This is a genomic window from Streptomyces sp. NPDC050856 (assembly GCF_040653855.1).
In the GTDB taxonomy this organism is placed as follows: Bacteria; Actinomycetota; Actinomycetes; order Streptomycetales; family Streptomycetaceae; genus Streptomyces.
In genome coordinates this window covers 84,232-96,176 of sequence record NZ_JBFAGV010000010.1, presented here as the reverse complement: position 1 = coordinate 96,176, position 11,945 = coordinate 84,232, and the positions used below count along the sequence as shown (strand labels likewise).

Annotated in this window: 11 protein-coding genes and 1 riboswitch; all 11 genes read left to right on the top strand. The window is 71.8% G+C overall.

Translation table 11 applies throughout. The annotated features are described in order from the left end of the window. Positions 1 to 199 precede the first annotated feature (199 nt). The 11 genes from AB0H53_RS12260 (at position 200) to AB0H53_RS12210 (ending at position 11,921) form a co-directional block, all read left to right on the top strand. Complete coding sequence (locus tag AB0H53_RS12260) at positions 200 to 625, top strand: GtrA family protein (protein WP_362110658.1); 426 nt, start codon at positions 200 to 202, stop codon at positions 623 to 625. Between the two features lie 93 nt (positions 626 to 718). Beyond that, complete coding sequence (locus AB0H53_RS12255) at positions 719 to 1,369, top strand: SurA N-terminal domain-containing protein (protein ID WP_362110402.1); 651 nt, start codon at positions 719 to 721, stop codon at positions 1,367 to 1,369. A gap of 22 nt (positions 1,370 to 1,391) precedes the next feature. After that, entirely contained in the window at positions 1,392 to 2,378 is a 987-nt protein-coding gene (locus tag AB0H53_RS12250) for a nucleoside triphosphate pyrophosphohydrolase (RefSeq protein ID WP_362110399.1), read from the top strand. A 131-nt stretch (positions 2,379 to 2,509) separates the two neighbouring features. Further along, positions 2,510 to 3,904, top strand: a complete 1,395-nt coding sequence (locus tag AB0H53_RS12245) for a cytochrome P450 (RefSeq protein WP_362110396.1) — start codon at positions 2,510 to 2,512, stop codon at positions 3,902 to 3,904. Positions 3,905 to 4,082: 178 nt separating this feature from the next. After that, on the top strand, positions 4,083 to 5,051 hold the full coding sequence (locus AB0H53_RS12240; protein ID WP_362110393.1) for a transglycosylase family protein: 969 nt from the start codon (positions 4,083 to 4,085) through the stop codon (positions 5,049 to 5,051). Between the two features lie 259 nt (positions 5,052 to 5,310). Continuing rightward, a riboswitch (cyclic di-AMP (ydaO/yuaA leader) is annotated at positions 5,311 to 5,478 on the top strand. Between the two features lie 3 nt (positions 5,479 to 5,481). Further along, a complete protein-coding gene (locus AB0H53_RS12235) occupies positions 5,482 to 6,207 on the top strand; it encodes a transglycosylase family protein (protein WP_362110390.1) in 726 nt (241 codons plus the stop codon). A gap of 379 nt (positions 6,208 to 6,586) precedes the next feature. Beyond that, positions 6,587 to 7,879 (top strand): phosphopyruvate hydratase, encoded by a 1,293-nt coding sequence (gene eno / locus AB0H53_RS12230; protein WP_362110387.1) that lies wholly within the window; start codon positions 6,587 to 6,589, stop codon positions 7,877 to 7,879. Between the two features lie 100 nt (positions 7,880 to 7,979). Then, positions 7,980 to 8,447: a septum formation initiator family protein gene (locus AB0H53_RS12225; protein ID WP_362110384.1), complete on the top strand. Its 468-nt coding sequence runs from the start codon at positions 7,980 to 7,982 to the stop codon at positions 8,445 to 8,447. Positions 8,448 to 8,474: 27 nt separating this feature from the next. Then, positions 8,475 to 9,011 carry a DUF501 domain-containing protein gene (locus AB0H53_RS12220; RefSeq protein ID WP_362110381.1) on the top strand — a complete coding sequence of 179 codons (537 nt, stop codon included), beginning with the start codon at positions 8,475 to 8,477 and terminating at the stop codon, positions 9,009 to 9,011. Further along, positions 9,008 to 9,934, top strand: a complete 927-nt coding sequence (locus tag AB0H53_RS12215; RefSeq protein WP_362110378.1) for a Ppx/GppA phosphatase family protein — start codon at positions 9,008 to 9,010, stop codon at positions 9,932 to 9,934. The genes AB0H53_RS12220 and AB0H53_RS12215 overlap by 4 nt, the downstream gene beginning before the upstream one ends. Positions 9,935 to 10,541: 607 nt before the next feature. Next, a complete protein-coding gene (locus tag AB0H53_RS12210; RefSeq protein ID WP_362110375.1) occupies positions 10,542 to 11,921 on the top strand; it encodes an NAD(P)/FAD-dependent oxidoreductase in 1,380 nt (459 codons plus the stop codon). Positions 11,922 to 11,945: the final 24 nt, after the last annotated feature.

Genomic DNA, 11,945 nt, shown 5'->3' with positions numbered 1-11,945 from the left:
CCCGGCCGAACGCGCGGACGCCCGTGGCGCGCGCCGGTCGACGCCGCCGGCACAGCGGATATGTCACCCTGCTGTGATGCCGGGCACCGTCGGGGAACATGTGGGCCGCATCCACGACGAGGCGGTCGCCCACCCGCACTCCCCGGCGAGGGCGGTGCCCCGCCCGTCCCGGACCGTCCCCCAGGGAGCTCGTACGCCGATGACCGTCCGCGGCCAGATCGTCAGGTTCGCCCTGGTGGGAGTGGTGAACACCGCCACCTACTACGGGTTCTACCTCTCCTTCCTGGCACTGCGCCTGCCCTACGTGGCCGCCCACGTGGTCGCCTTCCTGCTCGCCATGACGGGCTCCTTCTTCCTGAACTGCCGGTTCACCTACCGCACCCGTCCCACCTGGCGGAAGTTCCTGCTGTTCCCGCTCACCAACGCGGCGAACTTCGTGATCACCACGAGCGGGGTCTGGCTGCTGGTCGACGTGGTGGGCTTCTCCAGCCGGTACGCCCCGCTGCTCGCGGCAGTGGCGGCCATCCCGGTCACCTTCGTCGTCTCGCGGACGATCATGCTCAGACCCGAGACCCCCCGCACCCGTGACTCGTTGGGCGAAACAGTCGCGACCGTGCACCAGTGACGCGGAAGTAGTGGCCCAGGCCACTGAGACTGCCTACCATCGATCACCGCAAGGTCGTTCACACTGACGCACGACCCACGCCGGGAGGCTCCTTTGCACCGCCGCCGTCGCACTGCGCTCTCCGTCTCCGCCGCGCTGCTCGCCGCCGCGCCGCTCCTCACCGCCTGCGGCAGCGACGCCCACCCCGGCGCCGCGGCCGTGGTCGGCGGGGAACGCATCGAGGTGACCGCCCTCCAGGCGCAGGTGCGGGACGTCCGCAGTGCCCAGCAGGCGTCCCCGCAGGGGGCCGAGCTGATCAAGGCGACCGGTGACCTCAACCGCGAGAAGCTCAACGGGATGATCTTCGACCGGGTGGTGGACCGGGTCGCCGCCGACCACGGCGTCACCGTCAGCCGCAAGGAGATCCAGCGGATGCGGCAGACCGCCGCCGGGCAGAGCGGCGGCGAGGACCAGCTTGCCGCGATGCTGCTCCAGCAGCAGGGCGTCGCGCCCGGGGAGATCGACGGCGTCATCCGCCGCAACATCGTGATGAACAAGCTGGCCGCGAAGCTCGGCGCGGGCAACACCCCCGAGGGGCAGCGCAAGCTGACCCAGGTCTTCACCGCCGCCTCCAAGGAGCTGCGGATCGATGTGAACCCCCGGTACGGCACCTGGGACAACGCGCAGATCCAGCTCGGCCGCTACAGCGCGCCGTGGATCCGCCAGGTCACCAAGGAGGCCGCCGGCCCCCAGGCGGGCACCTGATCCGGGGAGGTAGGTTCGAGGGGTGAAGAACGACACCCCCGGCCGTATCGTCCTGCTCACCGCCAGCCACCGCGTCGCGCCCGGGCTGCTGTCCTGGCCCGCGTGGCGGGCGCTGCACGACGCCGACCGGGTGCTGTGCGCCGACGCCGGCAACCCCCAGCTCCCCTACCTGCGTGAGGCGGGCGTCGCCGTGGAGGTCACCGCGCCCAGCGCCGATGAGCTGGTCGACGTCTGCGCCGGAGGCGCCACGGCCGTGGTCCTGACGTCCGGCGAGGGCGACCGCGCCCTGACCGACGGGCTCGCCCGGCTGGCCGGGTCGGGCAGCGTGGCCATGCCCGACCTGGAGCTGCTGCCCGGCTCGTACGACCTGCCGGGCGCCCGGCTCCTGGACCTGGTCGAGGTCATGGACCGCATCCGGCGCGAGTGCCCGTGGTCGTCGCGCCAGACCCACAAGGGCCTGGCCAAGTACGGCATCGAAGAGGCGTACGAGCTGGTCGAGGCGATCGAGGACGGTGACCGGGAGGAACTGCGCGAGGAGCTCGGGGACGTCCTGCTCCAAGTGGTCTTCCACGCCCGGATCGCGCAGGAGCACGAGGAGGAGCCGTTCTCCGTCGACGACGTGGCGGGCACGATCGTCGACAAGCTCATCCACCGCCACCCGCATGTCTTCGGCGACGAGAGCGCCGAGACGCCCGAGGACGTCAAGGCGCACTGGGCGCGGACCAAGGCGATCGAGAAGCAGCGCTCGTCGGTGACGGACGGCGTCCCGCTCGGCCAGCCCGGCCTGGCGCTCGCCGCGAAGCTGGCGAGCCGGGTGCGCGGGGCCGGCCTCGACGTGCCGCTCCCCGCCGGAGAGGGGGTCGGCTACGAACTGCTGGCCCTGGCGGTACGGGCGGAGGCCGCCGGGGTCGACCCGGAAGCCGCGCTGCGGGCGGCCGCCCGCGCCTACCGCGACGCGATCCGCGCGGCCGAGGGGCCGGCTGCCGGGCCGGATACCGTCGAGGCGTGAACGCCCCGGACGACCCGACAGCACCTGACTCCCCGCACGACGTGCCTGCCTTGCACCAGCCGCCCACCCCGCACGACGCGCCCGCCTCTTACGAGCCGCCTGCCCCGCATCACGGGCCCACGCCGCACGACGTGCCCGCCCCGCACGAGCCGCCCGGCCCGCACGACGTGCCTGCCTCTCCCGACGCGCGGGCCCCGCGCCAGCCGCCCGCCCCGCACGACGCGCGGCCCCCGGCGTCCGCGACCGGCGCGGTCGCCGCCCCCGCCGGTTGCCCCGTCGCGCCGGCCGGCCGGCCCGCCGCGCCCGAGCTCTTCACCTGGGAGTTCGCCACCGACCCCTACCCCGCCTACGCCTGGCTGCGCGAGCACGCGCCCGTCCACCGGACCACGTTGCCCAGCGGGGTGGAGGCGTGGCTGGTGACCCGGTACGCCGACGCCAAGCAGGCGCTCGCCGACCAGCGGCTGTCGAAGAATCCGGCGCACCACGACGAGCCCGCGCACGCCAGGGGCCGGACCGGCATTCCGGGGGAGCGCAAGGCCGAGCTGATGACGCATCTGCTCAACATCGACCCGCCGGACCACACCCGGTTGCGCCGGCTCGTCTCCAAGGCGTTCACGCCGCGCCGGGTGGCCGCGTTCGCGCCCCGTGTGCAGGAGCTGACGGACCGGCTCATCGACAACTTCGCAACAAAAGGGGAGGCGGATCTGATCCATGAATTCGCCTTTCCGCTCCCCATTTACGCCATTTGCGACATGCTCGGGGTGCCGCGCGAGGACCAGGACGACTTCCGGGACTGGGCCGGAATGATGATCCGGCACGGGGGCGGTCCGCGCGGCGGGGTCGCCCGGTCGGTGAAGAGAATGCGGGGCTACCTCGCCGAGTTGATTCACCGTAAAAGGGAGGACCCGGGCGACGACCTCATCTCGGGGCTGATCCGGGCAAGTGACCACGGTGAGCACCTCACCGAGAACGAGGCCGCGGCCATGGCCTTCATCCTGTTGTTCGCCGGTTTCGAGACAACCGTGAACCTCATCGGCAACGGCGTCCACACGCTCCTCGGCCACCCCGGTGAGCGGGCCAGGCTCCAGGCGTCCCTGGCCGCCGGGGAGCGGGGGCTGCTGGAGAGCGGGGTGGAGGAACTGCTGCGCCACGACGGGCCGGTCGAGCTCGCGACCTGGCGGTTCGCCACCGAACCGCTCACCATCGGCGGCGAGCGCGTCGCGGCCGGCGACCCGGTCCTGGTCGTCCTGGCGGCGGCGGACCGCGACCCGGAGCGGTTCCCCGACCCGGACACGCTGGACCTGGCGCGGCGCGACAACCAGCACCTGGGGTACGGGCACGGCATCCACTACTGCCTGGGCGCGCCGCTCGCCCGGCTGGAGGGGCAGACCGCGCTCGCGACATTGCTGACCCGGTTGCCCGACCTGCGGCTCGCGGTCGATCCAGCCGATTTGCGGTGGCGCGGCGGGCTCATCATGCGCGGATTGCGCACGCTTCCGGTGGAGTTCACACCCGTCAAAAAATGACGGACCGTCAATTCTGTGATGTTCGCGTAATCTGCTCTGCATCGACTTGTGACTGGCGTTCGAATGCCGCTACGTTCACCGTCGTCTCAGCAGTCACGCGAAAGGCAACCGCATGCGTTCCGGAAACGGCCGACACCGGCGACCTCGTCAAGCACCCGCGATCGTTGTCGCGGCCGGGGTGACCGGTTCCGCCATCGCCCTGCCGCTGCTCGGCGCGGGATCGGCGTCCGCCGCCGACTCCGCCACGTGGGACCGGGTGGCCGAGTGCGAGTCCGGCGGCATGTGGAGCGCGGACCTCGGCAACGGTTTCTACGGCGGGCTGCAGTTCTCGCAGGAGACCTGGGAGGCGTACGGAGGCACGGCGTACGCGCCGCGGGCCGACCTCGCCAGCCGGGCGCAGCAGATAGCCGTGGCCGAGAAGGTCTACGCCGCCAAGGGCTCATCGGCGTGGGAGACGTGCGCCCCCATCGCGGGCCTGGCCGGCGGCGCGTCCGCCGGCAAGCCGGCGGCCCCCGGGAAGGCCGAGCCGTCCGGGACCCCCTCCGCCGACCCGTCCGGCACCGCGGCGCCCGCCGACCCCCTCGGTTCGGCGACGCCCACCGCGCCCGCGTCGCCCAGCGGCACGACCGCGCCCACCGCCCCGGCCTCGCCCTCCGCGCCGTCCGACACGACGGCCCCCTCGGCGCCCGCCGGGACGACCGACCCGGTCAGGCAGCCGGAGCCCGGCAGGGAGGCCGCTCCCGGGGCCGGCGCGGAAGCCGGCCCCCAGCCCGGCGCCGGCAGCGGCACGGGCAGCGAGTCCGGTGCCGGCGGCGGCAAGCACCGGGGTGAGCCCGCCAAGGACGAGACCGGGGCCACCGGCCCGGCCGGGGAGGTCACCATAGGGGGCGATACCGGCAATTCGGTCACCGAGCGCGAAACTGGGGCTCATGCCTCGCGAGGTGACGGAACGGCACGTGACCTCGAGGGCGTCCCGTCCGGCGAGTACACCGTGCGCGCCGGCGACACCCTCTGGGCCATCGCTCACGCGCATCAGCTGGAGGGTGGCTGGGCGGCGCTCTACGACGCCAACCGCGAGGCCCTGGGTGCCGATCCGGACCTCATCCTGCCCGGCCAGAGTCTCGATCTGGATGGCGAGCAGGGGTAGTTCGAAGGTGTATGTCCGCTTCTATGTAAGTGAGACATGAGTCTCTTTGCCCCAACTGATCCTGTGCGGCCATCTGCTCGCACCGGCCCGCCCCTCACCTGCGCAAATGTGCGTCAGTGGGGGGCGCGTCCGGGTGAATTGACCCCGATGTCCTTCTTTGAACTTCGGCAAGGTCTGTGTTTACGGTCGTAACCGCTCGCCACCGCGGGCACCCTCGACCGGAACGCCGAATCCTGCCGCCGGTCGACGGGAACAGTCGTCGCGTCATGCGCCGTAGGCAGGAGCGGGGGACCCAAGGTAAGCGCCGGTCCGGCCATTGAGAGATGGTCAGCCGGCTTGGGGTGAAGCCGCGCGCCAGTCGCGCGGCCGGGCCAACTCACTCGCCCGAACCCGACAGCTCACCTCGTAGGCGTCGGTGAGGAGAAGTTCCATGCTGCTTTCCAGCAAGGGCAAGCACCGTCGCCCGTCCAAGGCTGTCCGATTCGCCGCGTTCGCCGGTATCACCGGTGCCGCCGTCGCCGCCCCGCTGATGGGCGCCACGTCCGCCTCGGCCGCGACCGCCGCCGAGTGGGACCAGGTCGCCCAGTGCGAGTCCGGTGGCAACTGGTCCATCAACACCGGCAACGGCTACTACGGCGGTCTGCAGTTCTCGGCCTCCACCTGGGCCGCGTACGGCGGCAGCGCGTACGCCTCCACCGCCGACCAGGCCTCCAAGTCGCAGCAGATCCAGGTCGCCGAGAAGGTCCTGGCGAGCCAGGGCAAGGGCGCCTGGCCGCACTGCGGCGTGAACCTGTCCGGCGCCTCGTACGACTCCGGCAGCGCCGACTCCGGCACCACCCAGCAGAGCGCCCCGGCGGAGCAGAGCGCCCCGCAGCAGGAGCGCAAGGCCGAGCAGCCCACCACGCGCAGCGAGCAGCGCACGGCGCCGAAGACCGAGGCGCCGAAGGCCGCGTCGAAGCAGACCGTCACCACCCCGACCGGTCAGACGGTCAAGAAGGGCGACGGCGAGTACAAGGTCAAGGCCGGCGACACCCTCAGCACGATCGCCACGGCGAAGAACGTCGAGGGCGGCTGGAAGAAGCTCTTCGAGCTGAACAAGGACATCGTCGACAACGCCGACCTGATCTTCCCCGGCCAGCAGCTCCACCTGAGCTGACCCGCCGGTACCAGGCCGGCCCCGGCCCGGCGCGCTCTTCCCCCGTACGCGCCGGGCCGGGGCCTTCCCGTGCCGGGCCCGCTCCGCGCGCCTGCCGGCCGGCACCCGGGACCTGCCCGTGGCCGCCCGTGGCCCGCCCCACGGCCCGCCTTGTGGCTCGCCCGCTCACCGCGGCCGCCTCCCGGGAGCGCACCGGGCCGCCGCTGTCGGGCCCGACGGTTACCGCCAGGCATTGCGGCTGTTTGCCCCGTATCGCTCGCTCCTGGGTCCTTTTTCGTCCCAGGGGGCGGGCGTCGGCTGGTCACGCTCCCCGCGCCGGTTAGGCTCTTGCCGCAAGGCCAAAGAGACCTGCACTCCCAGCGTCACATCCCAGAAGGAGATGCTCGTGCCGTCCATCGACGTCGTCGTAGCCCGGGAAATCCTGGACTCCCGAGGCAATCCCACGGTCGAGGTCGAGGTCGGCCTCGACGACGGCAGCACCGGCCGTGCTGCCGTCCCGTCCGGTGCGTCCACCGGTGCGTTCGAGGCCCTCGAGCTCCGCGACGGTGACCAGAACCGCTACCTCGGCAAGGGTGTCGAGAAGGCCGTCCTCGCCGTCATCGAGCAGATCGGCCCGGAGCTCGTCGGCTACGACGCCACCGAGCAGCGGCTGATCGACCAGGCGATGTTCGACCTGGACGCCACCCCGGACAAGTCGTCGCTCGGCGCCAACGCCATCCTCGGCGTCTCCCTCGCCGTCGCGCACGCCGCCTCCGAGGCGTCCGACCTGCCGCTCTTCCGCTACCTGGGCGGCCCCAACGCGCACCTGCTCCCGGTGCCGATGATGAACATCCTCAACGGTGGGTCGCACGCCGACTCCAACGTGGACATCCAGGAATTCATGATCGCCCCCATCGGCGCGGAGTCCTTCTCCGAGGCCCTGCGCTGGGGCGCCGAGGTCTACCACACCCTGAAGAAGGTCCTCAAGGACAAGGGCCTGTCCACGGGTCTGGGCGACGAGGGCGGCTTCGCCCCGAACCTGGAGTCCAACCGCGCCGCGCTCGACCTCATCCTGGAGGCCGTCAAGCAGGCCGGCTACGTTCCGGGCAAGGACATCGCGCTGGCGCTCGACGTCGCCGCGTCCGAGTTCTACAAGGACGGCTCGTACGAGTTCGAGGGCAAGTCCCGCTCGGCCGCCGAGATGACCGAGTACTACGAGGAGCTCGTCGCCTCCTACCCGCTGGTCTCCATCGAGGACCCGCTGTTCGAGGACGACTGGGAGGGCTGGAAGATCATCACCGAGAAGCTCGGTGCCAAGGTCCAGCTCGTCGGTGACGACCTGTTCGTCACCAACCCCGAGCGCCTGGCCCGGGGCATCGAGGAGGGCGCCGCCAACGCCCTGCTGGTGAAGGTCAACCAGATCGGTTCGCTGACCGAGACGCTGGACGCCGTCGAGATGGCCCAGCGCAACGGCTTCAAGTGCATGATGTCCCACCGCTCCGGCGAGACCGAGGACGTCACCATCGCCGACCTGGCCGTCGCCACCAACTGCGGCCAGATCAAGACCGGCGCCCCGGCCCGCTCCGAGCGCGTCGCCAAGTACAACCAGCTGCTGCGCATCGAGGAGATCCTCGACGACGCCGCGGTGTACGCCGGCCGCAGCGCCTTCCCGCGCTTCCGGTTCGAAGGCTGACCGGAGCGGACTGACACCCCCTCGGTGACGTACGTCCCCGGCCACGGTCCCGTACCGTGTCCGGGGACGTCGTACGTACGTGACAGGGGAGGGGCAAGCGATGGCCCGGGACCGGTTCTCCACCGCGACCAGGCTGCGGCTGCTCGGTGAGCAGACCGCCGCCCGCGTCTACCGTTCCCAGACCCGCCGCCAGGCCCGCCGCTCCCGGCTCACCGGCCGCGCGGCCTTCCTCGCGCTGGTGGTCTGCTCGCTGGTGGTGGCGCTCGCCTACCCCATGCGCCAGTACGTCTCCCAGCGCGCCGAGATCGCCGAGCAGGAACGGCTGGCCGCCGAGGCGGCCCAGCGGGTGGAGCGGTTGCGCGACGAGAAGGCCAGGCTCCAGGACGACGCGTACGTCAGGCGGCTGGCCCGGGAGCACCTGCACTACGTGCTCCCGGGGGAGACCGGCTACACCGTCATCGACCCCGACGCGGTCGAACGGCGCCGCACCGACCAGGGCGCGGCCGACCGCCCGTGGTACTCCAATCTGTGGGACGGCGTGGACAGCGCCGACCGCCAGGACAAATAGCCCCACCAAGACCGAACCAAGGCAGGCATGGACACGCCCCCTCCGCAGACCGAACGCACCGAGCCGACCGAGGCCGACATCGCGGCCTTCGAGGAACAGCTCGGCCGCCCGCCGCGGGGCCTGCGCGCCATCGCGCACCGCTGCCCGTGCGGCAACCCGGACGTGGTCGAGACCGCGCCCCGGCTCCCGGACGGCACACCGTTCCCGACGACCTACTACCTCACCTGCCCGCGCGCGAACTCCGCGATCGGGACGCTGGAGGCGAACGGCGTCATGAAGGAGATGACCGAGCGGCTCCAGACCGACCCCGAGCTGGCCGCCGCCTACCGGGCCGCCCACGAGGACTACATCGCGCGCCGCGACGCCATCGAGGTGCTGGCGGGCTTCCCCAGCGCCGGCGGCATGCCCGACCGGGTGAAGTGCCTGCACGTCCTGGTCGCGCACTCGCTGGTCGCCGGCCCGGGAGTCAACCCGCTGGGCGACGAGGCGATCGCCATGCTGCCCCAGTGGTGGGCCAAGGGCCCGTGCGTGTCGCCCCGCGCCCCCGGGGAGAACGGACAGTGACCCGGGTCGCCGCCATCGACTGCGGTACGAACTCCATCCGCCTGCTGGTCGCCGACGCCGACCCGGCCGGCGGCGAACTGACCGACCTGGACCGGCGGATGACCATCGTCCGGCTCGGCCAGGACGTGGACCGGACCGGACGGCTGGCGCCCGAGGCGCTGGAGCGGACGTTCGCGGCCTGCCGCGAGTACGCCGCCGTCATCGAGGAGTACGGCGTCGAGAAGGTCCGGTTCGTGGCCACCTCCGCCTCGCGGGACGCCGAGAACCGCGACGACTTCGTCCGGGGCGTGCTGGACATCCTGGGCGTCGAGCCCGAGGTGATCACCGGTGACCAGGAGGCGGAGTTCTCCTTCACCGGGGCCACCCGGGAACTCACCGGCACCGACCGGTACCTGGTGGTGGACATCGGCGGCGGCTCCACGGAGTTCGTGGTCGGCGACACGCGCGTACGGGCCGCCCGGTCCGTCGACATCGGCTGCGTACGGCTGACCGAACGTCATGTGCGCCACGACCCGCCCACGCCGCGGGAGGTCGAGGCGATCCGCGCGGACATCACCGCCGCGCTGGACCTCGCCGAGCGGACTGTTCCGCTGCGCGACGCCCGCACGCTGGTGGGCCTGGCCGGCTCGGTGACCACGGTCGCCGCGATCGCGCTGGGGCTGCCGGAGTACGACTCCGCGGCGATCCACCGCTCCCGCATCCCCTACGACCAGGTCGCCTCCGTCGTCCGCCGGTTGCTCACCGCGGGCCACGACGAGCGGTCCGCGATCCCGGTGATGCACCCCGGCCGGGTCGACGTCATCGGCGCGGGAGCGCTGATCCTGCTGGAGATCATGGACCGGATCGGGGCGCGGGAAGTGGTCGTCAGCGAGCACGACATCCTCGACGGGATCGCCTGGTCCCTGGTGTCCGACCCGCGCTGAGGGCCGGCACCCGCCGCCGCTGGTCGGTGGCGCCCACTCGACACCGGCGGGCGTCCGGATCCGCCCGCCGGTATGGCGGCGGCGGTGCCTGGCGGGGCACCACGGGCCGCGGCAGTGCGCCCGCCGGGCACACGCGACGAGTGGAGCGGCGGCCCCGCGTCGATGGCCGGTCCGGGGCCTCCGGGCCGCCGGGCACCGGGTTCTCCCCGCTGCCGCGCGACCGCGGATCCGGGTGGCCGGAACCGCCTGATCCCTCTCCGGTCCGCGCCCGGCCGGAAAGTTCGTGAAGTTCTTCACAAGGAAAAGGCTTCAGGCGAGGCCCGTAGAGGGGCTTTGGCGCCTTCTCGACCCCTCCCGGCGCCCTTTCGAAGGTCGGAGCGGGAACCTGAGCCATGTTTCATCGGCGCGAACGGGGTGGGTGGTCCATGATGACGAATACCTCGCTCGCCCAGTTCACAAGGGGTGAACAACGTCCCGCACCCTTCCCGGGTTCCCTCGTGGCGCCATGACCTCGATCACGTGGGCGGCGGAGTGTAGCAGAGGTGTCCGGAATGCTTGTGAAGGGGCGCACGAGCAGTCCCCCGGACGGGGGTGGATACTCGATGGCATGAGCACCACGGAGCGTCCCAGGATCCTCGTAGTAGGCGGTGGGTACGTAGGCCTGTACGCAGCTCGTCGCATTCTGAAGAAGATGCGCTACGGCGAGGCGACCGTCACGGTCGTCGACCCGCGCTCGTACATGACGTACCAGCCCTTCCTCCCCGAAGCCGCCGCCGGCAGCATCTCGCCCCGGCACGTCGTCGTCCCGCTGCGACGCGTGCTGCCCAAGGCCGAGGTACTCACCGGCCGGGTCACCACCATCGACCAGGACCGCAAGGTCGCCACGGTCGCGCCGCTGGTCGGCGAGGCCTACGAGCTGCCCTTCGACTATCTGGTCATCGCCATGGGCGCGGTCTCCCGCACCTTCCCGATCCCCGGCCTCGCCGAGCAGGGCATCGGCATGAAGGGCATCGAGGAGGCCATCGGCCTGCGCAACCACGTCCTCGAGCAGCTCGACAAGGCCGACTCGACGACCGACGAGGAGGTCCGCCGCAAGGCGCTGACCTTCGTCTTCGTGGGCGGCGGCTTCGCCGGCGCGGAGACCATCGGCGAGGTCGAGGACCTGGCGCGCGACGCCGCGAAGTACTACAAGAACGTGAAGCGCGAGGACATGCGCTTCATCCTGGTCGACGCCGCCGACAAGATCCTTCCCGAGGTCGGGCCGAAGCTCGGCACGTACGGCAAGGAGCACCTGGAGGGCCGCGGGGTCGAGGTCTACCTCTCGACGTCGATGGACTCCTGCGTCGACGGCCACGTGGTGCTCAAGAACGGCCTGGAGGTCGACTCGAACACCATCGTGTGGACCGCCGGCGTCAAGCCCAACCCGGTGCTGGCCCGCTTCGGCCTCCCGCTCGGCCCGCGCGGCCACGTCGACACCGCCGCCACGCTCCAGGTGCAGGGCACCGACTACATCTGGGCCGCCGGCGACAACGCCCAGGTCCCCGACCTGGCCGCCCGCAAGGCCGGCAACGAGAACGCCTGGTGCCCGCCGAACGCCCAGCACGCGCTGCGCCAGGCGAAGGTCCTCGGTGACAACGTGATCTCCGGTATGCGGGGCTTCCCGCAGAAGGAGTACAGCCACGCCAACAAGGGTGCGGTCGCCGGGCTCGGCCTGCACAAGGGCGTCGCGATGATCGTCATGGGCAAGGTGAAGATCAAGCTCAAGGGCCGTCTCGCCTGGTACATGCACCGTGGCTACCACGGCATGGCGATGCCGACCTGGAACCGCAAGATCCGCGTCTTCGCCGACTGGACGCTCGCGATGTTCCTCAAGCGCGAGGTCGTCTCGCTCGGCGCGATCGAGTCGCCGCGCGAGGAGTTCTACGAGGCGGCCAAGCCGGCCCCGGCGGCCGCCGCGTCCGCCCCGGAGAAGGCCAAGGCCTCCTGACGCCCCACCCCGTTCGCCCGGCCG